This window comes from Pseudomonas sp. 14A, from assembly GCF_018132745.1.
GTDB classification, from domain to species: Bacteria; Pseudomonadota; Gammaproteobacteria; order Pseudomonadales; family Pseudomonadaceae; genus Aquipseudomonas; species Aquipseudomonas mercuritolerans.
In genome coordinates this window covers 343,275-368,361 of record NZ_JAGRQJ010000018.1, presented here as the reverse complement: position 1 = coordinate 368,361, position 25,087 = coordinate 343,275, and the positions used below count along the sequence as shown (strand labels likewise).

The following is a 25,087-nucleotide window of genomic DNA, read 5'->3' as shown; positions in this document are numbered from 1 at the left end:
CTTTCGCGAGCAGGCTCGCTCCCACAAGGGATGGTGGTGAGGCGGTAATCCGGGCAAAAAAATGCCGCTCGATCGAGCGGCATTTTTCATGGCGCGAGCCTTACTCGGAAGCCACGGCGTTCTTCGCCAGGATTGCGTTCGCCAGTTCCATGTCCGAAGCCTGCAGGCCCGGGTTGTCGGCGCGGACTTTCTGCATGGCTGCTTCCAGGTACGGGCCACGGATGCCGCCGTCGCTGGCGACGAAGCTGCCGGCGTCGTCCTGGGCGGCGACGATCAGCTTGTGATCCTTGAACGTCAGGTAGGTCGAACCGGTGGTGGCACCGGAGGAGATGACGTTACGCCAAAAGCTGTCCGCCATGGCCGAACCAACGGGAAGCGACAGCAGGGCCAAGGTGGCGACAGCGAGTTTGAGACGCATGATGAGGTGACTCCTGGGATTGACTACGGCGTTGGATAGCCGATCCCCAATCCAGTTCCGTGCCGACTCATTTCAACTCACTTTGCGGTGTCACCCGCAGCACTTCCTCCACCGTGGTCAGCCCCGCCGCAACTTTCTGCGCGCCGGACAGGCGCAGGCTGCGCATGCCTTCCTTGAAGGCCTGGCGGCGGATCGCGGTGAGGTCGGTATCCGGGGTGATCAGCGCCTTGAGGCTGTCACTCAGTTGCATGATTTCGTAGACCCCGGCGCGGCCGCGATAACCGGTATCGCGGCATTCCAGGCACCCGATCGCCCGTTGCGCATTGCTCGGCAGTGGCGCTTGCCAGGGCCGGGTCAGGGTTTGCCAGTCTTCATCCTCGAGCGTCAGCGGCGCCTTGCAATGCGGGCACAAGGTGCGCACCAGACGCTGAGCCATGACGCCGAGCACGGTGGCTTTGATCAGGTAATGCGGCACGCCCAGTTCGAGCAAACGGCTGATGGCGCTTGGCGCGTCGTTGGTGTGCAGCGTCGACAGAACCAAGTGCCCGGTGAGCGCGGCCTGAATCGCCATTTCGGCCGTTTCCAGATCGCGGATCTCGCCGATCATGATGATGTCCGGGTCCTGCCGCATCAGCGCGCGCACCCCGGCGGCGAAAGTCAGCTCAATGTTGTGCTGCACCTGCATCTGGTTGAAGGCCGGCTCGACCATTTCGATCGGATCTTCGATGGTGCAGAGGTTGACCTCCGGCGTCGCCAGTTTTTTCAGCGTGGTGTACAGGGTCGTGGTCTTGCCCGAACCGGTCGGCCCGGTGACCAGAATGATGCCGTTGGGCTGGCGGGTCATGTCCTGCCAGCGGCGCAGGTCGTCGGCGCTGAAACCCAACTGGTCGAAATTCTTCAGCAGCACTTCCGGGTCGAAAATCCGCATGACCATTTTTTCGCCGAACGCTGTCGGCAAGGTCGATAGCCGCAGCTCCACTTCGCCGCCGTCCGGGGTCTTGGTCTTGACCCGGCCATCCTGGGGTTTGCGCTTTTCCGCGACGTTCATGCGGCCAAGGCTTTTCAGGCGGCTGACGATCGCCATGGTCACCTGCGGCGGGAATTGATAGACGTTGTGCAGCACGCCGTCGATGCGAAAGCGCACGGTGCCGTGCTCACGGCGCGGTTCGATGTGGATATCGCTGGCGCGCTGCTGGAAGGCGTACTGGAACAGCCAGTCGACGATGTTGACGATGTGCGCGTCGTTGGCGTCCGGCTCCTGATCGCTGGCACCGAGATTGAGCAGTTGTTCGAAATTGCCGAGATTGCCGCCCTGGGCGTCGGCATTGCTGGCGCCGCTGACCGATTTGGCCAGCCGGAAAAACTCGACGCTGAAGCGCTGGATGTCGACCGGGTTGGCCACGACCCGTTTGATCGGCAGCTTCAATACGTGGGTCAGGTCAGCTTCCCAACCGCTGACGTAGGGCTGAGCGCTGGCCACGGTGACCGAGTCGCGGTCCACGGCGACGGCGAGAATCTTGTGGCGCTGGGCGAAGGCATAGGACATCAGCGGCGTGATCGCCGCGACATTGATTTTCAGCGGATCAATGCGCAAATACGGCTGACCGGCCTGTTGCGCCAGCCACAGGGTCAGGCTTTCCAGATCCAGATGTTTGCCCGGACGGCTGAGGTCGTCGAGTTGCTGGCTGGCGATGAATTCCAGCGGATGCATCTGCCCGTGAGCAGCATGGCGACGGCGGGCATTGAGCGCCTGTTCCGCCGCGTCCTGGCAGATGAAGCCTTGGGCGACCAGTTCCCGTAACACATCATTGAGGTCCAGCCAGCGGTCCTGAGTGACAAATTGAACGGACATGCGGCTTTCCTTTTTAAGCGTCATGCGCAAAAGGATAGTCGTGGCCCCGCTGACCGTTGGGCCACTACCCGACGAAGCCGTTGCCGGATTTGTCAGCCGGCAGCCTGTGCGGGCGCTTGCCACGCCGCGTCGGCGTTGTGCAGGTCCACCGCGCAGACGCTGATCAGGTTGCGCAGTTTTTCCGCGATCACTTGCGCACGATGCCAGCTCAGGCCGGTCATGAGCAGATCGATCGACAGCAGATCGTCCTGGCGCTGGACGCTCACTTGCTCCGGCGTCAGAAACTGCAAGGCGAACAGATTCAGCACCCGCACCAGCAGATCCGGCTCCGCCTCGGCGAGGATCTGGTACTGCGCCCGGCAGTGGGCGTTATTGACGTTCCAGACATCAGCGCGGGCGGCGGGGCTGTTCACGGCTTCAAGGTGCGGCATGGCGAGTCTCCAAAGTCACTGGAGAAATTTTTACATTCGGCGTGGGGTATTTCTTGGCTATGATCGGCGTCCAAAGCGAAATATCGAAAGATATGATTCGCTGAAGTCGATCTTTGAGGATTTTTTATGCACAGCGAGCTGGACGCCTACGACCGCAAGATTCTCGCCTTGCTCCAGGAAGACGCTTCGCTGTCGAGCGCGCAGATCGCCGAGCAGGTGGGCCTGTCGCAATCGCCGTGCTGGCGGCGGATTCAGCGGATGAAGGAGGAGGGCATCATTCGCGGTCAGGTGACCTTGCTGGATCGCAAGAAGATCGGCCTGAACACGCAGATCTTCGCCGAGATCAAACTCAACGCTCACGGGCGTTCGAATTTCACTGAGTTCACCGAGGCGATCCGCGGCTTTCCGGAAGTGCTGGAGTGTTATGTGCTGATGGGCGCGGTGGATTTCATGCTGCGCATTGTCGCGGCGGACATCGAGGCGTACGAGCGATTCTTCTTCGAGAAGCTGTCGCTGGTCCCGGGGATACAGGAAGTGAATTCGATCGTGGCGCTGTCGGAGATCAAGTCCACCACCAGCCTGCCGGTCTAGTGCGGATGGCCTTTGTGGCGAGGGAATTTTACTGTGGCGGGGGTATTTACTGTGGCGAGGGGATTTATCCCCGATGGACTGCGCAGCAGTCCCCGCTTTTTCAAGAGCGGGGCCGCTTTGCGACCCAGCGGGGATGAATCCCCTCGCCACAGGGGCATCACATGCGCAGAAGGATTTTCCAGGCGCGGTTCTGGTACACCGCAATCGCCTGATGCTTGCGCGCATCGAGCAGTTCGTCGGTGATGGTCGGCTCGTTGGCCAGTTGCGCCAGTTTGTTCAGCTCACCGTACAGGCGATCCATTTCCGGGATGTCCAGCACGTTGCGCGCGTGGTGCAACCAGACCTGAATGCGTTCGATACGCGGCAGTTGCTCGGCGAGGTCTTCCGGTTGCTGCTGATAGCGTTGCAGCTGCAGAGCGGTGGCTTCTTCGCCCAACAGACGCGGCAGCCAGCTGTGCAGTTGCGCGTCACCCTGACGGTTGCCACGGGTGTTGCGGTCGGCGGTCCAGGTGCGGGCCAACAGCCAGCGTGAAGCGTTCAGCGAGAACTGGCCCCAGCGCGGGTCTTCCAGCTCTTCGAGGAACTGCTCCGGCGCGGCCTTGCGCACGTCTTCGTCTTCGATGCCGACCTGTACCAGCGGACGCCAGTCTTCCAGCAAGGCATCAAGGGCCACGCGCAGGTCGTGAGTCGATTGACGCGGCGCGGCCTGGCCGAGGCTGCTGAGCAGGGCGCGCATTTCCGCAAGGTTCTCGACCCAGTCCTGCAACAGGCGCCAGTGGCCGTTGAAACGATATTGTTCGGCCAGACGCTGGCTGCTGCCGAGCAAATGCCAGCTCAATGCGGCGAAGGCGTCGTCGAGGCGGGTTTCGGTAGTCAGTTGCGGCGCCGGCAGGCTCAGCGAGTAGCTGTTGGCGTCGTGCAGACGATAACCGCGCTCAGCCTTGCTGATATCGCACGGCATCAGCGCCAGGGTTTCGGCCAGTTCGGCAGCCAGTTCCAGCAGCGCGGCAGGCTCGCCTTCGCGCAGTTCCAGTTCCAGCTCGCAGATTTCTTCCTTCTGCTTGCCGACCACGACGTGACCGAGGTCCAGCGCGGCTTCGATGACCACTTTGGTCTTGCCACGCCCCCAAGCGATTTCGGCGCGCTCGCGAACGAAATCGGTGGTGAAGATCGGCTTGAGGGTTTTCTTGTCCAGCTCGGCCAGTGCCTCGGGCCAGCATTCGCCGTCGAGTTTCTTTACGTCGAGCTTGGCTTTCGGGAGTTTCCAGTCGTACTCGTTACGCTCGGACAGACCGGCGACGCTTTGGCCACGGGTCTTGAGGGTCTGAATCACTTCGTCACCGTCCTTGCGCAGGCGCAGGGCGACTTTGGCCTGGGCGAGGTCGCGCTCGGGGGTGTCGAAGTACTGGTTCATCAACTCACGGCGTTCCCAGCCACTTTTGTTGCGTTTCTTCAGCAGCGGGTGCTCGCGCAGGGCTGCGAGGGTTTCGCGGCTGACGCGGAGTTTGATTTCAGTTTCTTTTTGCATGGCCGGAACATCCAGAATCGGGAGCGCAGCCGGGGGAATGGGTGGCTGCCAAGGCCGTGCAGTGTACAGGAGTCAAACTTCCTACGCCCTGCGGCGGTTTATTCCGCGCGCCGGATGGTTCTATAGTGGGCCTCAATCCGGGACCTGGAGTCAGTGATGCCATTGCCGTCCATGCAAGACCAGTTCGCCGCGCTGATTGCCGCGCCATCGGTCAGCTGTACCCAACCGAACCTGGACCAGTCCAACCGCGCCGTCATTGATCTGCTCGCTGGCTGGCTCGGTGACCTGGGTTTCAGCTGCGATATCCAGCAGGTCAGCCCCGGCAAATTCAATCTGCTCGCCAGTATCGGCAGCGGCCCCGGCGGCCTGGTGCTGGCCGGGCACAGCGACACCGTGCCTTATGACGACGCGTTGTGGCAGACCGACCCGCTGAAGCTCACTGAAGTCGATGGCCGCTGGGTCGGGCTGGGCAGCTGCGACATGAAGGGCTTCTTCGCGCTGATCATCGAAGCCGTACGGCCGCTGCTCGATCAGCCGTTCAAGCAACCGCTGCTGATCCTCGCCACCTGCGACGAAGAAAGCTCGATGTCCGGCGCCCGCGCGCTGGCCGAGGCCGGGCAACCGTTGGGCCGCGCGGCGGTGATCGGTGAGCCTACCGGGCTCAAGCCGATCCGCATGCACAAAGGCATCATGATGGAGCGCATCGACATCCTCGGGCAGAGCGGCCACTCGTCTGATCCGCGTCTGGGCCACAGCGCCCTTGAAGCGATGCACGATGCCATCGGCGAACTGCGCGGCCTGCGCCTGTTGTGGCAGCGCGAATTCAGCAATCCACAATTCAGCGTGCCGCAACCGACGATGAACTTCGGCTGCATCCATGGTGGCGACAACCCCAATCGCATCTGCGGCCAGTGTTCGCTGGAGTTCGACCTGCGGCCGCTGCCGGGCATGGACCCGAATCTGCTGCGCACGGAAATCCTGCGCAAGCTCAACCCGGTGGCCGAGCGGCATAAGGTGAAGATCGACTACAAGCCGCTGTTCCCGGAAGTGCCGCCGTTCGAACAGTCCGAGGATGCCGAACTGGTGCGCATCGCTGAAAAGCTCACCGGCCATCGCGCCGAAGCAGTAGCGTTCGGCACCGAAGCGCCTTATCTTCAGCGCCTCGGCTGCGAAACCATCGTCCTCGGCCCCGGCGACATTGCCTGCGCGCATCAACCCGGCGAGTACCTTGAAATGTCACGTTTGCAGCCTACCGTGCATCTGATTCGGCAGTTGATTGAACATTACTGCCTGAAGGATTGAACGCATGCCCTGTAGGTGCTGCCGAAGGCTCGGGCCGCGTTCGGACGATCTTTTGATCTTGATCTTCAAAGCAACATCAAAAGATCGCAGCCTTCGGCAGCTCCTACAGGGCACAGTTAAATTAGCGGGTATCCAACCCGTATTCATGAGGAGAGCGCGCGTGTCGCCAAGCCTGTTCCGACGATAACCATCAGCCCGCTGTGCGTTTTTCGTTTCGCCCCTTTTTTCGGCTGCTCTTTATTACAGGCCCAGGTTCATGCCCGAATACGTCAATTGGCTTCGCCACGCGTCCCCTTACATCAATGCCCACCGCGATTGCACCTTCGTCGTCATGCTGCCCGGCGACGGCGTCGAGCATCCGAATTTCGGCAACATCGTCCACGACCTGGTCTTGCTGCACAGTCTGGGCGTGCGTCTGGTGCTGGTGCACGGCTCGCGCCCGCAAATCGAAACCCGCCTCGCCGCCCGTGGCCTGACCCCGCATTACCATCACGGCATGCGCATCACCGATGCCGCGACCCTGGAATGTGTGATCGATGCGGTCGGCCAGTTACGCATCGCCATCGAAGCGCGCCTGTCGATGGACATGGCTTCGTCGCCGATGCAGGGCTCGCGCCTGCGCGTGGCCAGCGGCAACCTCGTCACCGCGCGGCCGATCGGTGTGCTGGAAGGTGTCGACTATCACCACACCGGTGAAGTGCGGCGGGTTGACCGCAAGGGCATCAATCGCCTGCTCGATGAACGCTCGATCGTATTGCTGTCGCCGCTGGGCTATTCGCCGACCGGCGAAATCTTCAACCTCGCCTGCGAAGATGTCGCCACCCGCGCCGCGATTGATCTGGGCGCGGACAAGCTGCTGTTGTTCGGCGCCGAGCTCGGCCTGATCGACGAGAACGGCAAACTGGTGCGCGAACTGCGCCCGCAGCAAGTGCCGGCACATTTGCAGCGTCTGGGCATGAGCAACTATCAAGCGGAGTTGCTCGATGCCGCCGCCGAAGCCTGCCGTGGCGGCGTGGCGCGCAGTCATATTGTCAGTTACGCCGAAGACGGCGCACTGCTGACCGAACTGTTCACCCGTGACGGTGGCGGTACGCTGGTGGCGCAGGAGCAGTTCGAACTGGTGCGCGAGGCGGCGATTGAAGACGTCGGTGGCCTGCTCGACCTGATCAGTCCGCTGGAAGAGCAGGGCATTCTGGTGCGCCGTTCGCGGGAAGTGCTGGAGCGCGAGATCGAGCAGTTCAGCGTGGTCGAGCGTGAAGGGATGATCATCGCCTGTGCGGCGCTGTATCAGATTGCCGATTCCGATGCCGGCGAGCTGGCGTGTCTGGCGGTGAACCCGGAATACCGCCACGGCGGTCGGGGCGACGAATTGCTCGAACGCATCGAGACCCGGGCGCGGGCGCAGGGTCTGAAAACCCTGTTCGTACTCACTACGCGCACTGCGCACTGGTTCCGCGAGCGCGGGTTCGAGCCAAGCAGCGTCGAACGCCTGCCAGCGGCTCGGGCGTCGTTGTACAACTATCAGCGTAATTCGAAGATCTTCGAAAAGACCCTCTGAACAACAGCGAGGTGTCCTGTGGCGAGGGGATTTATCCCCGCTGGGTCGCATAGCGGCCCCCTATGTTTTCACTTGGAAACGCAAGGGGACTGCTGCGCAGTCCAGCGGGGATAAATCCCCTCGCCACGGGGTTGCATTCAGTCAGTGATGAATTTGGCGCTGACGTACGGCGAATAATCCGCCAGCACCGTCTCGACCTTGCCCTGTTCCTTCAGGAATTTCGCCGTTTCGGCAATGGCCTTGGCGGTGCCGCCGTCCAGCAGCGCCGTGCTTTGCTGCGCCTTGGCATCCGGGAACGCCGAACCGGCCAGCAGTTCCGGCACATCTGCCGCGTTGGCACCGGTCAGTTTGGCGATTTTCTGCACAGGCACCGAGTCGGCCGTCCAGCTGTCTTTGTGTGCGGCGTAATGAGCGAACGACTCCAGGGTGACCCTGGCAAACCTGGCCACGACCTCGGGATGCTTCTCGGCAAAATCCTTGCGCGCTACCCATACCTCAAAGGTCGGCGCACCCCACTGGCCGACCTGGGCGGCGTCGGTCAGGGTCTTGCCGGTCTTGCGGATCTCGCCTAGCGCCGGCGACCAGACAAACGCCCCGTCGATGTCGCCACGCTTCCACGCGGCGGCGATTTCCGCCGGTTGCAGGTTGACCACTTTGACTTGCGAAGTATTCAGGCCCCAGTGCTTCAGCGCCCCAAGCAGACTGTAGTGCGAGGTCGACACGAACGGCGTGGCGATGGTCTTGCCGATCAGGTCCTGCGGCGTGTCGATGCCGCTGCCGTTGCGCACCACCAGGGCTTCGGCGGCATTGATCTGCGCCGAAACAATGAACGCCACGATGGGCAGATTACGTGAGGCCGCCGCAGCCAGAGGGCTGGAGCCGAGGTTGCCGATCTGCACGTCGCCGGAGGCAATGGCTGTGACGACTTCCGGGCCGCTGTTGAAGCGGCGCCAGTCGATCTTCTCGCCAATGGTTTTTTCGTAGACGCCATCGGCCTGCGGCACCTTGCTCGGGTCGATGCCGGTTTGATAGCCCACAGTCAGACCGGCGGCCTGTGCGGAAAAACAAAACAGTGCCGACACACAAACTGTAACAAATTGACTTGATAGTGCGCGTTTCGCCATGATGCGTCGCCTTTTCGATGGGATTTGCCGTGTTGGGAGTACGGCAAAGCTAATCGATCTAAAAAAAGGTCAACAAATACCATTTAGGAATGAGCTTAGGCGCCGATACGCTGTTTCCCGGCGCGTATGGCCATTAATGGGCCATATACCCGAATGGTATGAAAAAGAATGAATAAATTCTTTTTGGGATTATCAGGAAGTCTTTACGCTGCAGGGACCAAATCACTAGCGATTAGACGATGGTCGTAGACATACAAGGTTACGATTGACTTGGCAGTCACGGTCTGGCGCTAATCGCGAATCTTAGGATTCAGGGCAAATCGACCCCGAACCAGGAACACAAGAATTAGAACGAGAGGAGCGATACATGAACAAGTCCACCTTGGCCCTGGCTGTGGCCGTTGGGGTTATGGCGCAGCAGGCAGGCGCCGCCGGTTTCATCGAAGACAGCAAGGCTACTCTGGGTCTGCGTAACTTCTATATCAACACTGATAACCGTAACGGCAACGCCGAACCAAGTCGCAACGAAGAATGGGGCCAAGGCTTCGATCTGCGTTTCATTTCCGGCTACACCCAAGGCACTGTCGGCTTCGGTATCGATGCCATCGGCCTGTTGGGCGTACGTCTGGATTCGGGCGGCGGCACCAACGGTAACGTTGCCTCCGGCGGTGGCCCAGGCACTGCTTACGGCGGCACTGTTTTCCCAAGCGAATCCAATGGCGAAGCTGTTGATAACTTCTCCAGCCTGGGTCTGACGGCCAAGGCCAAGATCTCCCAGACCGAACTGAAGCTGGGTACTCTGCAGCCGAAGAACCCGGTCATCGTCACCAACGATGGTCGTCTGTTGCCGCAAACCTGGCAGGGTGGCCAGATCACCTCCGGCGAGATCAAGGACCTGACTCTGGTCGGTGGCCAGATCGAGCACGTGAAAGGTCGTAACTCCAGCAACAATGAACAGCTGTCCATCGGTGGTGCAAACGCGCGCACCGCGAACAGCAACAAGTTCATCTATGCCGGTGGCGATTACAAGATCACCAAAGACCTGACGGCCCAGTACTACTACGGCAACCTGGAAAACTTCTACAAGCAGCATTTCCTGGGTCTGGTGCATAACTGGTCGATCGGCCCTGGCGTGCTGAAGTCCGACTTCCGTTACTTCAATAGCTCCGACGACGGTCGTAATGGCGATGAATCTGCCTATTTCAGCAACGGTGCCTACGGCAACAGTTCGCTGGGTAACGGCAAAGGCAAGGTCGACAACAATCTGTACAGCGGCTTGTTCCTGTACACCGTTGCTGGTCATACCTTCGGTGGCGGTTACCAGGTTTCCAACGGTAGCAGCGACTTCCCTTGGCTGAACCAGGGCGATGGTTCGTCGAACTACACCATCACCGACATGCAGATCCAGAAGTTCAACCGTGCCGGCGAGCGCACCTGGCAAGCACGTTACTCCTATGACTTCGCCAAGGTTGGCGTGCCTGGCCTGACCGCAGGCATGGTTTACCTGCGTGGCGACAACGTCGATACCTACGCGAGCCGTGTGCAAACCTCCAATGGCGCTTCCGAGTGGGAACGCGATCTGACCGTGGCGTACGTTGTTCCGGAAGGCCCGTTGAAGAACGTCGGCGTGATGTGGAAAAACGCTACCTGGCGCACCGACATCGCTGGTCAACGCGACCAGGACGAAAACCGCCTGATCCTCAGCTACTCGATCCCGCTGTTGTAATAGCGCTTGAGCAACTGAAGCAAAAAAAAGCCCCGTCCGGCATCGCGCCGGGCGGGGCTTTTGCGTTTCGAGTCAGGCTCACCCCCGTAAGCCTTTCTCGATTTCCCTCTTTGCTGCAACTCAAGGCCTTCTCGAACCTTGTGTTGGATGTTCGTCGCGATGCCGTCTGGTGTCCAATGAACAGATGTTTAATATTCACTAATGATCTAGATATCTAGTTATTTATTCTTTTTCACACTGATTGATCCCGAGCTACAGTTGTTGTCTCCCATCCCTCATCAGGAGCAGCACCATGAGCCTCAGACTCGGCGACATCGCCCCCGATTTCGAACAGGACTCCAGCGCCGGCAAGATTCGTTTCCACGAATGGCTGGGCGATAGCTGGGGCGTGCTGTTTTCCCATCCGGCGGACTTCACACCGGTGTGCACCACCGAGCTGGGCTTCACCGCCAAGCTCAAGGATGAATTCAGCCAGCGTGGCGTCAAGGCCATCGCGCTGTCGGTCGACCCGGTGGACTCGCACCACAAGTGGATCGAGGACATCAACGAAACCCAGAACACTATCGTCAATTTCCCGATCCTGGCCGATGCCGATCGCAAGGTCTCCGATCTCTACGACCTGATCCACCCGAATGCCAATGACACCCTGACCGTACGTTCACTGTTCGTCATCGATCCGAACAAGAAGATCCGCCTGACCATTACCTACCCGGCGAGCACCGGGCGCAATTTCCACGAGATCCTGCGGGTGATCGACTCGCTGCAGCTCACCGACAATTACAAGGTGGCCACCCCGGCCAACTGGCAGGACGGTGAAGAGGTGGTGATCGTGCCGTCGCTCAAGGATGAGGACGAGATCAAGCAGCGCTTCCCGAAAGGCTATCGCGCGGTGAAGCCGTACCTGCGCCTGACGCCGCAGCCGAACAAATAAGATTTGCGGTGTCGTCACTGCCGCTTTCGCGAGCAGGCTCGCTCCCACATTTGCAATGCATTCCCCTGTGGGAGCGAGCCTGCTCGCGAAGGCGTCAGCCCAGGCACTTGAGAATCCAAAATCACAACGCAGGGGAATTTCGGCCGTTTCGACGGCCTTTTTTTCGCCTGGCTTCTGCTCAGCGGTATATCTCTTAAACGCATAACCAAATGAATAAATATGATTTATGGATATATAAATCAGCTGGTAAGGTCACTGCCATTGAAGCGAGATCGCAGCCTGCGAATCGCCTGTAACGCTTAAAGGAATCTGCAATGCTGGTCGTCTCACTCGGTGGCAGCCCCAGCCTGCGCTCCCGTTCCGGGGTGCTGCTGGAGCGCTCGCAACGCTGGTTGCAACAGCAAGGGGTGGAAGTGGTGAGTTATCAGGTGCGGGACTTCCCGGCCGAGGATCTGCTCCACGCGCGCTTCGACAGCCCGAAGGTCCTCGACCTGCTGCAACAGATCGCAAACGCCGATGGCCTGCTGATCGCCACGCCGGTGTACAAGGCCTCGTTTTCCGGAGCGCTGAAGACCCTGCTGGATCTGCTCCCCGAGCGTGCCTTGAATCACAAGATTGTCTTGCCGATGGCTACCGGCGGCAGCATTGCCCACATGCTGGTGGTCGATTACGCGCTCAAGCCTGTGCTGTCGGCACTCAAAGCGCAGGAAATGCTTCAGGGCATTTTCGCCGAGGACAGCCAGATCGCTTACGGCGAAGGCAGTGCCGCCGCGCAACTGGCGTCGGCCCTCGAGCAACGGTTACACGAGGCCCTGGACCAGTTCATCGGCGCCATGGCGCGCCGGCCGAAACCGCTGGAGCCGGGCCTGTTGAACGAACGTTTGTTGAGTGCTCGCTGGAGCATTTAAGTCCCATCGAAATTTGAAGTACTGGCCTTACTCGCCCGCCAACGGGCAAGCAGGTGCAGCCAAAACCCAACAGCAAAAAGGAGAGCGCAATGCGCACTGTATTTTTGCGTCGTGGTCTGGTCGCTCTGTTTGCTGCGGCTGTCACCTTCGGCGCCATCACCCAAGCTCAAGCCGAGACATTGCGGATCGGTTATCAGAAGTACGGCACGCTGGTGCTGCTCAAAGCCAAAGGCACGCTGGAAAAACGCCTCGCCGCGCAAGGCGTCGACGTGCAATGGACGGAATTCCCTGGTGGCCCGCAGCTGCTCGAAGGCCTCAACGTCGGCTCGATCGATTTCGGCGTGACCGGCGAAACCCCACCGGTTTTCGCCCAGGCCGCCGGCGCTGATCTGCTCTACGTTGCCTACGAACCGCCAGCACCGAACAGCGAAGCGATCCTCGTACCGAAAGACTCGCCGATCAAATCGGTGGCCGACCTCAAGGGCAAGAAAGTCGCTCTGAACAAAGGTTCCAACGTTCACTACCTGCTGGTGCGCGCACTGGAAGACGCCGGCCTCAAGTACAGCGACATCCAGACTGTATTCCTGCCCCCAGCCGATGCCCGCGCTGCGTTCGAGCGTGGCAGTGTCGACGCCTGGGTCATCTGGGATCCGTACCAGGCCGCCGCCGAGAAACAACTGCAAGCGCACACCCTGCGTGACGGCAAAGGCATCGTCGACAACCACCAGTTCTATCTGGCGACCAAACCTTACGCGCAGAAAAATCCCGAGGTGATCAAGACCCTCGTCGAAGAAGTGCGCGCGGTTGGCGAGTGGTCTAAAGCCAATCCGCAAGACGTGACGCAACAGGTCGCGCCACTGCTTGGCCTGCCGGCGGACATCACCCTGACCTCGGTGAAACGCCAGGGCTACGGCGCGCTGTTCCTGACCCCGGAAGTGGTCGCCGCGCAACAGAAAATCGCCGACACGTTCTTCCAGCTCAAGCTGATTCCCAAGCCGTTGAGCATCAAGGATGTGATCTGGACCCCGCCGGCCGCTGTGGCCCAAAGCTCCCAAGCCCAGTAATTCGAATCCACAAGGAGACCACTCCATGAGCCTCAATATCTTCTGGTTCCTGCCAACCCACGGCGACGGCCATTACCTTGGCACCGCCGAAGGCGCCCGCGCGGTTGATCACGGCTATCTACAACAGGTCGCGCAAGCGGCGGATCGCCTGGGTTTTGGCGGTGTGCTGATTCCGACCGGGCGTTCCTGCGAAGACTCATGGCTGGTGGCAGCCTCGCTGATTCCGGTGACCCAGCGCCTGAAGTTTCTGGTCGCCCTGCGCCCCGGGATCATCTCCCCGACGGTCGCCGCGCGGCAGGCAGCGACGCTGGATCGTTTGTCCGGCGGGCGTGCGCTGTTCAATCTGGTCACCGGTGGCGATCCGGAAGAACTGGCCGGCGACGGTCTGTTCCTCAACCATGAGGAACGCTATCAAGCCTCGGTGGAATTCACCCGCATCTGGCGCCGTGTGCTGGAAGGCGAAACCGTCGATTACGAGGGCGAGCACATCAGCGTGAAGGGCGCGAAGCTGCTGTATCCGCCGATCCAGCAACCGCGTCCGCCGCTGTATTTCGGTGGCTCTTCGGAAGCGGCGCAGGATCTGGCCGCCGAGCAGGTCGAGATGGTGCTGACCTGGGGCGAACCACCGGCAGCGGTTGCCGAGAAGATCGCACAAGTCCGGGCCAAAGCCGCCAAACTCGGCCGTACCGTGCGCTTCGGCATTCGTCTGCATGTGATCGTGCGTGAAACCAACGCCGAAGCCTGGCAGGCTGCGGACCGGCTGATCTCGCATCTGGACGACGACACCATCCAGCGTGCCCAGGCGTCGCTGGCGCGTTTCGACTCGGTCGGCCAGCAACGCATGGCCGCGCTGCACGGCGGCAGCCGCGACAACCTCGAAGTCAGCCCGAACCTCTGGGCTGGCGTGGGTCTGGTACGTGGCGGTGCCGGTACCGCGCTGGTCGGCGATGGCCCGACTGTGGCAGCACGGGTCAAGGAATATGCCGATCTGGGCATCGACACCTTCATCTTCTCCGGTTATCCACACCTTGAAGAGTCGTATCGGGTGGCCGAGCTGCTGTTCCCGCACCTCGACGTTGAACGCCCGGAACTGCCGAAGAGCGCCGGTTATGTCAGCCCGTTCGGCGAGATGGTCGCCAACGACATCCTGCCCAAAGCCGCGTCGCAGAGCTGAGGCGCGGCCATGAAGAAAATTATCCACAGCCTCGCGCCCTGGGCGTTGCCTGTATTGCTGCTGGCGGTGTGGCAGTTGTCGGTGTCGGCCGGCTGGTTGTCGACGCGGATTCTGCCGGCACCGGTGGCAGTGATCGAGGCCGGCGTCAGTCTGGTGCGCAGCGGCGAGATCTGGACGCACCTGGCGATCAGCGGCTGGCGCGCGGCACTCGGTTTTACCATCGGCGGCAGCATCGGCCTGGTGCTGGGCTTCATCACCGGCCTGTCGAAATGGGGCGAGCGCCTGCTCGACAGCTCGGTGCAGATGATCCGCAACGTGCCGCATCTGGCGCTGATTCCGCTGGTGATCCTGTGGTTCGGCATTGACGAATCAGCCAAGATTTTTCTGGTGGCGCTGGGCACCTTGTTCCCGATCTACCTCAACACTTACCACGGCATCCGCAACGTCGACCCGGCGCTGGTGGAGATGGCGCGCAGTTATGGTCTGAGCGGTTTCAGCCTGTTCTGGCAGGTGATTCTGCCGGGTGCGCTGCCGTCGATTCTGGTCGGCGTGCGCTTCGCCCTGGGCTTCATGTGGCTGACGCTGATCGTCGCTGAAACCATCTCGGCCAGCTCCGGTATCGGCTATCTGGCGATGAACGCCCGCGAGTTCTTGCAGACCGACGTGGTGGTGCTGGCGATCCTGCTTTACGCGGTGCTCGGCAAACTTGCCGACCTTGCCGCCCGTGGACTTGAGCGTGTGTGGCTGCGCTGGCATCCGGCCTATCAGGTTGCCAAAGGAGGTGCGGCATGACCGCTCAACAACCTCCACGCCTGCTGCGCGGAATTCCGCTGGCGGTGCGCAACCTGCAGAAAACCTTCGGCGCGCGGCAGGTGCTGCGCGACATCGATCTGCACATTCCGGCGGGGCAGTTTGTCGCCGTGGTCGGGCGCAGCGGTTGTGGCAAGAGCACGTTCTTGCGCTTGCTCGCCGGCCTCGATCAACCGACTGGCGGCGAGCTGCTGGCCGGCTCCGCGCCGCTCAGCCAGGCGCGCGACGATACGCGGCTGATGTTCCAGGAAGCGCGGCTGCTGCCGTGGAAAAGGATCATCGACAACGTCGGTCTCGGCCTCAAGGGCAACTGGCGCCAGCAAGCGCTGGATGCACTGGAAGCAGTGGGTCTGGCTGATCGCGCCAATGAGTGGCCGGCGGCATTGTCCGGTGGCCAGAAGCAGCGCGTGGCGCTGGCCCGGGCGCTGATTCACCAGCCGCGTCTGCTGCTGCTCGACGAACCGCTCGGCGCACTGGATGCCCTGACCCGCATCGAGATGCAGCAACTGATCGAACGGCTGTGGCAGCAACACGGTTTTACCGTGCTGCTGGTGACCCATGACGTCAGTGAAGCGGTGGCGATCGCCGATCGGGTGATTCTGATCGAGGACGGCGAAGTTGGCCTCGACCTGCACGTCGATCTGCCGCGCCCCAGGGTGCGTGGCTCGCATCGCCTCGCCGCACTGGAAACCGAAGTGCTCAACCGTGTTCTGTCCCTGCCCGGCGAACCGCCGGCGCCGGAACCCGTTTCACCCCTGCCTGCGCAATTGCGTTGGGCGCAATGAAGCAGCTGCAAGCTTCAAGCTACAAGCCGCAAGAACAAGCCTGGTGCTTTTACTTGCAGCTTATAGCTTGCCGCTTGCAGCTCATTTCGATCCTAGGAGAAATGCCATGACTATCAAAGCCATCAACGTGCGCAACCAGTTCAAAGGCTCGATCAAGGAAATCGTCCTCGGCGACGTGCTGTCGGAAATCGACGTGCAGACCGCTTCGGGCATCGTCACTTCGGTGATCACCACCCGCTCTGTGAAAGAGCTGGAGCTGGTGGTCGGCAGCGAAGTGATCGCCTTTGTGAAATCCACCGAGGTATCGATCGCCAAGTTGTAAGTCGGTGAGCAAAAACAACCCCGGAGGGTGTGAGCCCTGCGGGGTTTTTTGTGCCTGTCGCGGATTCGGCGGCGCGGCTTTCGCGAGCAGGCTCGCTCCCACAGGGGAACGCATTTCAAATGTGGGAGCGAGCCTGCTCGCGAAAGGGCCGGTGCATGCGCTAGAGATTTCTTTTGGGTAAATATGGCGGAAGGTACAACCCGATATAGGCATCAAATACGCGCATCCCTTCCTCGGCCATGCGCGGGGTGATCTGCCCGTGCTGCTGCACCGAACGAGCATAAACCCGGTCGCCCAGCTCCATCGCCAGGGCAAACACATCGACATCGTCCGGCAGCCTCGGCAATTCGAAATGCTGGTCGAACAACTTGTGCATCAGGTCGCCCAGTTCCAGATCGTGCTGGCGGTCAGCCTGGGTCACTTCGGTCAGGCCGTGTTGCGCCAGAATCAATTGCCGCGCGGCCGCATCCTGGTCGTAGATCTCGAGCATGCGCTGTTCGACCAGTCGCGACAGATCACGCCAGTCGCGTAACGCGTCGTGATCGATCGGCGCTTGCAGGCAGGCGCGGAAGGCTGCGTGGACATCGGCGGTCAGCGCTTCGAGCAGCGCCGGTACGCTGGCGAAGAAGTGATACACGGAGGAGGGCGGAATCTGCGCGCGCTCGGCGACGCTGTAGATCGACAGACTGGCCACGCCCTCGGCCGCCAGCAGCGTGCGCGCGGCATCGAGTATCGAATCGATCCGCGCCTGGCTGCGGGCACGGGGTTTGCGAACGGTGGCGGGACGCGTCATGGAAGTCTCCTGCGGGGCAGCGGGCATTGTACGAGGCGGTTCAGGTGTTGTCTGCCAGTACCCCGTGGCGAGGGGCTTTAGCGAAACGTCGCACCGCCCCGTTCGGCTGCGCAGCAGTCGTAAACCCTGAGAGCCGGGTATTCCTGACACACCGAGTGGGATGGATTTGGGGCTGCTTCGCAACCGAACGGGGCGGTGCGACGTTTCGCTAAATCCCCTCGCCACAGGTTTTGTGTTCGGCCATAAAAAAACGCCGCTGGCTGAATCAGCCAACGGCGTTTTTCCTGAAGCTGCAATCCGCTTAAACGGTATGCAGATACCAGTTGTACTCAAGGTCGGAGATGGAGTGTTCGAACTCCTCCAGCTCGCTTTCCTTGCAGGCGACGAAGATATCGATGTACTTCGGATCGATGTACTTGGCCATCACCTCGCTGTCGTCCAGCTCGCGCAGGGCATCGCGCAAGTTGTTCGGCAGGCTCTGCTCGTTTTGTTCGTAGCTGTTGCCTTCGACAGGCGCGCCCGGTTCGATCTGGTTGACCAGACCGTGGTGCACGCCGGCCAGTACCGAAGCCATCAGCAGGTACGGGTTGGCGTCCGCGCCGGCCACGCGGTGCTCGATACGTACGGCATCGGCAGAGCCGGTCGGTACGCGGATCGCCACGGTGCGGTTGTCCAGGCCCCAGCACGGCGAGTTCGGTACGTAGAACTGCGCGCCGAAGCGACGGTAGGAGTTGACGTTCGGGCAGAGGAAAGCCATCTGCGCCGGCAGGGTCTCGAGCACACCGCCGATCGCGTGACGCAGCGCGGCGTTCTGCTCGGGATCCTCGCTGGCAAAAATGTTTTTGCCGGCTTTGTCCAGAATCGAAATGTGTACGTGCAGACCATTGCCCGCCTGGCCCGGATACGGCTTGGCCATGAAGGTGGTGTCCATTTCATGGTCGTAGGCGATGTTCTTGATCAGACGCTTGAGCAGGACGGCGTAGTCGCAGGCCTTGATCGGGTCGGCGACGTGGTGCAGGTTCACTTCGAACTGCGCCGGGGCACTTTCCTTGACAATCGCATCGGCCGGGATGCCTTGCTCTTTGGCACCTTCCAGAATGTCCTGGAGGCAGTCGACGTATTCGTCGAGGTCGTCGATCAGGTAGACCTGCGTCGAGTGCGGGCGTTTGCCGGAGATCGGCGAGCGTGGCGGCTGCGGACGGCCGTTCACGTTTTCCTGGTCGATCAGGTAGAACTCGAGTTCGAAGGCGGCGCAGATGGTCAGGCCGAGCTCGTCGAACTTGGTCACCACCTGGCGCAGCACTTCACGGGGATCGGCGAAGAACGGATCGCCTTCGAGTTCGTGCATGGTCATCAACAGCTGCGCGGTCGGGCGCTTCTGCCATGGCTCGTTGCACAGGGTATCGGGGATCGGATAGCAGATGCGATCGGCGTCGCCGATGTCCAGGCCCAGGCCGGTGCTTTCCACCGTGGAGCCGTTGATATCCAGAGCAAATAGAGAGGCCGGCAGGTTGATGCCTTTCTCGTAAACCTTGTGGAGGCTGGTGCGTTCGATGCGCTTGCCGCGCACCACACCATTCATATCCGCAATCAGAAGGTCAACGTACAGAACCTCAGGATGTTCCTTAAGGAACGCGTTCGCTTCGTTAAGCTGAACGGCACGCGGGGGTACCGACATGATGCAACACCTTTGTTGTTAAAAATATCAATCATTGATCTTTTCTGGTTTCAGTCAACCCGAACGGCCTGCCGAAGTCAAGCGAGGCCTTTTTTGCCCCGAAAAAGCGCTTTGAGGGCATTTATGGGGCACTTTGGGGCGTTTTTTCAAACCTTGAACGTTGCTCAGCTGCGGGCTTGAGCAGGCCGTGTTGTATTTTTTACGGGGGTGTTGTGTAAAAAAATGAACAAGGCTAAGCTCCGGTCAAACCCATAACAGCAATAATACCGGGGTGCTTCATGTCTCGCCTGCCGTTAATCGGCATCACCGACTGCTCGCAACAGTCCGGTCTGCATGCTCATCACATCAGTGGCGATCAATCCGTCCGTAGCGCAGCCAGCAAGGCGCGCAGCCTGTCGACGACACGCTCGTCAACATCCGGCAAAACGGCAGCGTCCGATATTCTGGACGTCGGGCACAGCATCCGCTTTATGGCGTCTCCTTCCACTATAGAACTCTTTCCCTCCCAAAGCCCGTGCCGCACTCAGCGTCATGCTTGTGATTCTGCACGTTTGCAAAGTGCACGGGAAATGCAACGCCAGCGTCAAGGGCAGGTAAGCTCCTCTTTCATTGTCTATGCGCGGTGCCAGGCGTAAGCCGGCACTGCGCGAGCAAGCCCCCTTCAACGCGACGCCGCAAGCGTCAAAATTGCCTGACATCGCGTCAGGAGACTCAGCCCAGAGGCATTTATGAGTAACAACCTCGACCAGCTCACCGATTGGTTGAAAGACCGCAAGATCACAGAAGTCGAATGCATGATCGGCGACTTGACCGGTATTACCCGGGGCAAGATTTCGCCGACCAACAAGTTCATCGCCGAGAAAGGCATGCGTCTGCCGGAGAGCGTGCTGCTGCAGACCGTGACCGGCGACTACGTCGAAGACGACATCTATTACGAACTGCTCGACCCGGCCGACATCGACATGATCTGCCGCCCCGACCAGAACGCCGTGTACCTGGTGCCTTGGGCCATCGAGCCGACTGCGCAGGTGATCCACGACACCTACGACAAGCAAGGCAACCCGATCGAGCTGTCGCCGCGCAACGTCCTCAAGAAAGTCTTGAAGCTGTATGCCGACAAGGGCTGGCAGCCAATCGTGGCGCCGGAGATGGAGTTCTACCTGACCAAGCGCAGCGACGACCCTGACTATCCGTTGCAGCCGCCGATTGGTCGCTCGGGCCGTCCGGAAATCGGTCGGCAGTCGTTCTCCATTGAAGCGGCCAACGAATTCGATCCGCTGTTCGAGGACGTCTACGACTGGTGCGAATTGCAGGAGCTGGATCTCGATACGCTGATCCACGAAGACGGCACGGCGCAGATGGAAATCAACTTCCGTCACGGTGACGCTCTGTCGCTGGCCGATCAGATTCTGGTGTTCAAGCGCACCATGCGCGAAGCCGCGCTCAAGCACGACGTAGCGGCGACGTTCATGGCCAAGCCAATGACCGGTGAGCCGGGCAGCGCCATGCACCTGCACCAGAGCATCATCGACATTCAGACCGGCAAGAACGTCTTCTCCAACGAAGACGGGACGATGAGCCAACTATTCCTGCACCACATCGGTGGTCTGCAAAAACTGATCCCCGAGCTGTTGCCGCTGTTCGCGCCGAACGTCAACTCGTTCCGCCGCTTCCTCCCGGACACTTCGGCACCGGTAAACGTCGAGTGGGGCGAAGAGAACCGTACCGTCGGCCTGCGCGTACCGGATGCCGGCCCGCAGAACCGCCGCGTGGAAAACCGTCTGCCGGGCGCCGACGCCAACCCGTACCTGGCGATTGCCGCGAGCCTGCTCTGCGGTTACATCGGCATGGTCGAGGGCCTGAACCCGAGCGCGCCTGTGGTCGGCCGTGGTTACGAGCGCCGCAACCTGCGCCTGCCGCTGACCATCGAGGACGCGCTGGAGCGTATGGAAAACAGCGCGACCATCGAGAAGTACCTCGGCAAGACCTTCATCACCGGCTACGTCGCGGTCAAGCGGGCCGAGCATGAAAACTTCAAGCGCGTGATCAGTTCCTGGGAGCGTGAGTACCTGCTCTTCGCCGTCTGATGCGCCGGGCGCGGCGGCCAGCCGTCGCGCCTTCACCGATAACAAGGAGAATTGGCATGACCAGCAACAACCCGCAAACCCGTGAGTGGCAAGCGCTGAGCAGCGATCACCACCTGGCACCGTTCAGCGACTTCAAGCAACTGAAAGAGAAAGGCCCGCGGATCATCACCAACGCCAAGGGCGTTTATCTGTGGGACAGCGAAGGCAACAAGATCCTCGACGGCATGGCCGGCCTCTGGTGCGTGGCGATCGGTTACGGTCGCGATGAGCTGGCCGATGCCGCCGCGAAACAGATGCGCGAACTGCCTTACTACAACCTGTTCTTCCAGACCGCACACCCGCCGGCACTGGAACTGGCCAAGTCGATTGCCGACGTGGCGCCAGAAGGCATGAACCACGTGTTCTTCACCGGCTCCGGCTCCGAAGGCAACGACACCATGCTGCGCATGGTTCGCCACTACTGGGCGATCAAAGGCCAGCCGAACAAGAAAGTCATCATCAGCCGCAAGAACGGTTATCACGGTTCTACCGTGGCCGGCGCAAGCCTCGGCGGCATGACCTACATGCACGAACAGGGCGATTTGCCGATCCCGGGCATCGTCCACATCGCGCAGCCGTACTGGTTTGCCGAAGGCGGCGACATGTCGCCGGAAGAGTTCGGCATCTGGGCGGCCAATCAGCTCGAAGAAAAGATTCTCGAAGTCGGCGTCGACAACGTCGGTGCCTTTATTGCCGAGCCGATCCAGGGCGCCGGCGGCGTGATCATCCCGCCCGATACCTACTGGCCGCGCATCAAGGAAATCCTCGCCAAGTACGACATCCTCTTCGTCGCCGACGAAGTGATCTGCGGCTTCGGCCGTACCGGTGAGTGGTTCGGTAGCGATTTCTACGACCTCAAGCCGCACATGATGACCATCGCCAAGGGCCTGACCTCCGGCTACATCCCGATGGGCGGGTTGATCGTGCGTGATTCGGTGGTGGCCGTGCTCAATGAAGGCGGCGATTTCAACCATGGCTTCACTTACTCCGGCCACCCGGTGGCAGCCGCGGTGGGCCTGGAAAACATCCGCATCCTGCGCGATGAAAAAATTATCGAGAACGCCCACAACGAAACGGCACCGTATTTGCAGAAACGTCTGCGCGAGCTGAACGATCACCCGTTGGTGGGTGAAGTTCGTGGCGTCGGCCTGCTGGGGGCGATCGAACTGGTGCAGGACAAGGCCACGCGCAAGCGTTACGAAGGCAAGGGCGTGGGCATGATCTGCCGGCAGTTCTGCTTCGACAACGGCCTGATCATGCGCGCGGTGGGCGATACCATGATCATCGCGCCGCCGCTGGTGATCAGCAAAGCGGAGATCGATGAGCTGGTTACAAAGGCACGCAAGTGTCTGGACCTGACCCTCGGTGCGCTGCAGGCCTAGGTGCTAGGCTTTGAGCGGGGGAGCTGCGGCGCACTCGCTCAAAGCTGTCAGAAAGGCTGGTCTTTTGTTGAAAGACCGCCTCGGATCTTGCCAGACTAGCCGCGGTTCCAGTTGTCCGGGTTCGGCCGCTGAACAAAGTGGTTCAAAAAAGAAAAATTTGGAGCATGACGCATGAAGGCATTAGGTAAAAAGCTAGCTGGCAAGACTCTGCTCGCGCTGTCCATGGCGGGCATGATGGCGGGTGCGGTGCACGCGGACGACAAGGTGCTGCACGTCTACAACTGGTCCGACTACATCGCGCCGGACACCGTGGCCAACTTCGAAAAAGCCACCGGGATCAAAGTCGTCTACGACGTCTTCGACAGTAACGAAACCCTGGAAGCCAAGCTGCTGGCCGGCAAGTCCGGTTATGACATCGTGGTGCCTTCCAACAATTTCCTCGCCAAGCAGATCAAGGCCGGCGTTTACCAGGAGCTGGACAAGTCCAAGCTGCCTAACTGGAAAAACCTCGACGAAGACCTGCTGAAGGCCGTTGGCGATGCCAGCGACCAGGGCAACAAGCACGCCTTCCCGTACATGTGGGGCTCGATCGGCATCGGTTACAACCCGGCCAAGGTCAAGGCTGCACTGGGCATCGACAAGATCGATTCGTGGGACGTGGTGTTCAAGCCGGAAAACATCGAGAAACTCAAAAGCTGCGGCGTGAGCTTCCTCGATGCGCCGACCGAAATGATTCCGGCGGCATTGCACTATCTGGGCAAGCCGACCAACAGCAAGGACAAGGCTGATCTGAAAGCCGCCGAAGACCTGTTCCTGAAGATCCGTCCTTCGGTCGCCTACTTCCACTCGTCCAAGTACATCTCCGACCTTGCCAACGGCAACATCTGCGTCGCCGTCGGTTACTCGGGTGACCTGGAGCAATCCAAGACCCGCGCTCAGGAAGCCGGTGACAAGGTCAAACTGGCCTACACCATTCCAAAAGAAGGCGCCGGTACTTTCTACGACATGGTCGCCATTCCCAAGGATGCCGAAAACGTCGAAGCCGCCTACAAGTTCATGAACTACCTGCTGGAGCCGCAAGTGATGGCCGGCATCACCAACGCCGTGCGTTTCCCGAACGGCAACAAGGCGGCGACGCCTCTGGTGGACAAGGACATCACCAGCGACCCGAGCATCTACCCGTCGGCTGAAGTGAAGAAGCAGCTCTATGCGATCAGCGATCTGGACGCCGCCACGCTGCGCCTGATCACCCGCAGCTGGACCAAGATCAAATCGGGCAAATAAGCCGGTTTGTCGCCACAACCACTGGCCGTCGTCGCCGCGACGGCGGCCAGTGGATAATTAAATGACAGAAAGTTTTGCTGGATCGGTTTTTCGAGGGTAAGTTGCGCGCCGGTTTTGTTGTCGGGCAGCCATGGCTGTCATGCAGCGCGGGGCAACTTGGGCCCAATCAATTTAGAGGACCTCCACTTGCCTGTATTTTCTTCTTTGCGCAAAGCCCTGCTGGCCGCTGCCGGCCTGACAATCGCTGTCGGAGCCCAGGCCGCCGGTACGGTGCATATTTATAACTGGTCCGATTACATCGGCGAGTCGACCCTGGCCGACTTCGAGAAAGAGACCGGGATCAAACCGGTCTACGACGTCTTCGACTCCAACGAAACCCTGGAAGGCAAGCTGCTCGCCGGGCGCACCGGTTACGACGTGGTCGTGCCGTCGAACCACTTCCTTGGCAAGCAGATCAAGGCGGGCGCGTTCCAGAAGCTCGACAAGGCGCAGCTGCCCAATTATTCCAACCTCGACCCGGTGCTGCTCAAGCGCCTGGAGCAGAACGATCCCGGCAACCTCTACGCCGTGCCGTATCTGTGGGGCACCAACGGCATTGGCTACAACGTCGACAAGGTCAAGGCTGTGCTGGGCATCGACAAGATCGATTCCTGGGCCGTGCTGTTCGAACCGGAAAACATCAAGAAGCTGCACAGCTGCGGTGTCGCGTTCCTCGATTCGGCTGATGAAATGATGCCGACCATGCTCAATTACCTGGGCTTGAACGCCAACAGCACCAACACCAAGGACTACGAAAAAGCCACCGCCAAGCTGCTCGCGGTGCGTCCATACGTGACCTATTTCCACTCCTCGAAATACATCGGCGATCTGGCCAACGGCGACATCTGCGTGGCCATCGGTTTCTCCGGCGACATCTTCCAGGCGAAGAACCGTGCCGAGGAAGCGAAGAAGGGCGTCAACATCGCCTACTCGATTCCGAAAGAGGGCGGCGCGCTGTGGTTCGACATGCTGGCGATCCCCAAGGACTCGTCCAACGTCAAGGAAGCCCACGCCTTCATCAATTATTTGCTGAAACCTGAGGTGATCGCCCAGGTCAGTGATTACGTCGGTTACGCCAACCCCAACCCGGGTTCGGACAAGCTGATGGAACAATCCATTCGCACCGATGAAGCGGTTTACCCACCGCAAGCAGTCCTCGACAAGACCTACGTGTCGACCGAGTTGCCAGCCAATATTCAGCGTTTGATGACCCGCAACTGGACCAAGGTCAAGTCGGGCAAATAACGCACAAACTATCCAG

Annotated in this window: 22 protein-coding genes and 1 pseudogene; 16 read left to right on the top strand and 7 right to left on the bottom strand. The window is 60.5% G+C overall.

Annotated features, from left to right (window positions below):
• Positions 1-100: 100 nt before the first annotated feature.
• From PS14A_RS24260 to PS14A_RS24250, 3 genes are all read right to left on the bottom strand, one after another.
• Positions 101-421: a DUF2388 domain-containing protein gene (locus PS14A_RS24260; protein WP_172667868.1), complete on the bottom strand. Its 321-nt coding sequence runs from the start codon at positions 419-421 to the stop codon at positions 101-103.
• A gap of 64 nt (positions 422-485) precedes the next feature.
• The gene (locus PS14A_RS24255) at positions 486-2,270 is read right to left on the bottom strand and encodes a GspE/PulE family protein (RefSeq protein ID WP_024014732.1); all 1,785 of its coding nucleotides are present in this window, start codon (positions 2,268-2,270) and stop codon (positions 486-488) included.
• 92 nt (positions 2,271-2,362) lie between these two features.
• The gene (locus tag PS14A_RS24250) at positions 2,363-2,701 is read right to left on the bottom strand and encodes a hypothetical protein (protein ID WP_212617399.1); all 339 of its coding nucleotides are present in this window, start codon (positions 2,699-2,701) and stop codon (positions 2,363-2,365) included.
• Between the two features lie 126 nt (positions 2,702-2,827).
• Between PS14A_RS24250 and PS14A_RS24245 the strand changes: the two genes are divergently transcribed.
• A complete protein-coding gene (locus PS14A_RS24245) occupies positions 2,828-3,292 on the top strand; it encodes an Lrp/AsnC family transcriptional regulator (RefSeq protein WP_024014730.1) in 465 nt (154 codons plus the stop codon).
• A gap of 157 nt (positions 3,293-3,449) precedes the next feature.
• Here PS14A_RS24245 and PS14A_RS24240 read toward each other — a convergent pair whose 3' ends face one another.
• On the bottom strand, positions 3,450-4,820 hold the full coding sequence (locus PS14A_RS24240; protein ID WP_039757448.1) for a CYTH domain-containing protein: 1,371 nt from the start codon (positions 4,818-4,820) through the stop codon (positions 3,450-3,452).
• Positions 4,821-4,976: 156 nt separating this feature from the next.
• On the opposite strand from PS14A_RS24240, the gene argE reads away from it, so the two are divergent.
• Both argE and argA read left to right on the top strand, forming a co-directional pair.
• On the top strand, positions 4,977-6,122 hold the full coding sequence (argE, locus tag PS14A_RS24235) for an acetylornithine deacetylase (protein ID WP_137214359.1): 1,146 nt from the start codon (positions 4,977-4,979) through the stop codon (positions 6,120-6,122).
• Between the two features lie 256 nt (positions 6,123-6,378).
• On the top strand, positions 6,379-7,680 hold the full coding sequence (gene argA / locus PS14A_RS24230) for an amino-acid N-acetyltransferase (RefSeq protein WP_016772647.1): 1,302 nt from the start codon (positions 6,379-6,381) through the stop codon (positions 7,678-7,680).
• Between the two features lie 137 nt (positions 7,681-7,817).
• Here argA and tauA read toward each other — a convergent pair whose 3' ends face one another.
• Positions 7,818-8,807, bottom strand: coding sequence for a taurine ABC transporter substrate-binding protein (tauA, locus tag PS14A_RS24225; protein WP_212617587.1), 990 nt, complete (start codon positions 8,805-8,807; stop codon positions 7,818-7,820).
• Between the two features lie 364 nt (positions 8,808-9,171).
• Here tauA and PS14A_RS24220 point away from each other — a divergent pair, with 364 nt between their 5' ends.
• The 8 genes from PS14A_RS24220 to PS14A_RS24185 all read left to right on the top strand — a co-directional run bounded on the left by PS14A_RS24220 (position 9,172) and on the right by PS14A_RS24185 (position 16,524).
• Positions 9,172-10,530 carry an OprD family porin gene (locus PS14A_RS24220; protein ID WP_137214357.1) on the top strand — a complete coding sequence of 453 codons (1,359 nt, stop codon included), beginning with the start codon at positions 9,172-9,174 and terminating at the stop codon, positions 10,528-10,530.
• A 292-nt stretch (positions 10,531-10,822) separates the two neighbouring features.
• Complete coding sequence (locus PS14A_RS24215; RefSeq protein ID WP_024014725.1) at positions 10,823-11,461, top strand: peroxiredoxin; 639 nt, start codon at positions 10,823-10,825, stop codon at positions 11,459-11,461.
• Positions 11,462-11,775: 314 nt separating this feature from the next.
• Positions 11,776-12,369: an NADPH-dependent FMN reductase gene (ssuE, locus tag PS14A_RS24210; RefSeq protein ID WP_212617398.1), complete on the top strand. Its 594-nt coding sequence runs from the start codon at positions 11,776-11,778 to the stop codon at positions 12,367-12,369.
• 89 nt (positions 12,370-12,458) lie between these two features.
• Positions 12,459-13,433 (top strand): sulfonate ABC transporter substrate-binding protein, encoded by a 975-nt coding sequence (locus PS14A_RS24205; protein WP_130912671.1) that lies wholly within the window; start codon positions 12,459-12,461, stop codon positions 13,431-13,433.
• A gap of 25 nt (positions 13,434-13,458) precedes the next feature.
• Positions 13,459-14,607, top strand: coding sequence for an FMNH2-dependent alkanesulfonate monooxygenase (ssuD, locus tag PS14A_RS24200; RefSeq protein ID WP_024014723.1), 1,149 nt, complete (start codon positions 13,459-13,461; stop codon positions 14,605-14,607).
• 9 nt (positions 14,608-14,616) lie between these two features.
• Positions 14,617-15,399 carry an aliphatic sulfonate ABC transporter permease SsuC gene (gene ssuC, locus PS14A_RS24195; protein ID WP_003229260.1) on the top strand — a complete coding sequence of 261 codons (783 nt, stop codon included), beginning with the start codon at positions 14,617-14,619 and terminating at the stop codon, positions 15,397-15,399.
• Positions 15,396-16,202, top strand: a complete 807-nt coding sequence (gene ssuB / locus PS14A_RS24190; RefSeq protein ID WP_130912673.1) for an aliphatic sulfonates ABC transporter ATP-binding protein — start codon at positions 15,396-15,398, stop codon at positions 16,200-16,202. The genes ssuC and ssuB overlap by 4 nt, the downstream gene beginning before the upstream one ends.
• A 106-nt stretch (positions 16,203-16,308) precedes the next feature.
• On the top strand, positions 16,309-16,524 hold the full coding sequence (locus PS14A_RS24185) for a TOBE domain-containing protein (RefSeq protein ID WP_003229256.1): 216 nt from the start codon (positions 16,309-16,311) through the stop codon (positions 16,522-16,524).
• A 160-nt stretch (positions 16,525-16,684) separates the two neighbouring features.
• Here PS14A_RS24185 and PS14A_RS24180 read toward each other — a convergent pair whose 3' ends face one another.
• Complete coding sequence (locus PS14A_RS24180; protein WP_095181294.1) at positions 16,685-17,317, bottom strand: TetR/AcrR family transcriptional regulator; 633 nt, start codon at positions 17,315-17,317, stop codon at positions 16,685-16,687.
• Positions 17,318-17,618: 301 nt separating this feature from the next.
• Entirely contained in the window at positions 17,619-18,995 is a 1,377-nt protein-coding gene (locus PS14A_RS24175) for a glutamine synthetase family protein (protein ID WP_039757469.1), read from the bottom strand.
• 278 nt (positions 18,996-19,273) lie between these two features.
• Here PS14A_RS24175 and PS14A_RS26675 point away from each other — a divergent pair.
• The 5 genes and pseudogenes from PS14A_RS26675 to PS14A_RS24155 form a co-directional block, all read left to right on the top strand.
• Positions 19,274-19,390: pseudogene (locus PS14A_RS26675) on the top strand (gamma-glutamyl-gamma-aminobutyrate hydrolase family protein); the annotation flags it as partial.
• A 333-nt stretch (positions 19,391-19,723) separates the two neighbouring features.
• The gene (locus PS14A_RS24170; protein ID WP_016772658.1) at positions 19,724-21,082 is read left to right on the top strand and encodes a glutamine synthetase family protein; all 1,359 of its coding nucleotides are present in this window, start codon (positions 19,724-19,726) and stop codon (positions 21,080-21,082) included.
• Positions 21,083-21,138: 56 nt separating this feature from the next.
• A complete protein-coding gene (locus PS14A_RS24165) occupies positions 21,139-22,503 on the top strand; it encodes an aspartate aminotransferase family protein (RefSeq protein WP_071172173.1) in 1,365 nt (454 codons plus the stop codon).
• A gap of 171 nt (positions 22,504-22,674) precedes the next feature.
• Positions 22,675-23,787 (top strand): polyamine ABC transporter substrate-binding protein, encoded by a 1,113-nt coding sequence (locus tag PS14A_RS24160; protein ID WP_039757472.1) that lies wholly within the window; start codon positions 22,675-22,677, stop codon positions 23,785-23,787.
• Between the two features lie 186 nt (positions 23,788-23,973).
• On the top strand, positions 23,974-25,071 hold the full coding sequence (locus PS14A_RS24155) for a polyamine ABC transporter substrate-binding protein (protein ID WP_212617397.1): 1,098 nt from the start codon (positions 23,974-23,976) through the stop codon (positions 25,069-25,071).
• Positions 25,072-25,087 lie beyond the last annotated feature (16 nt).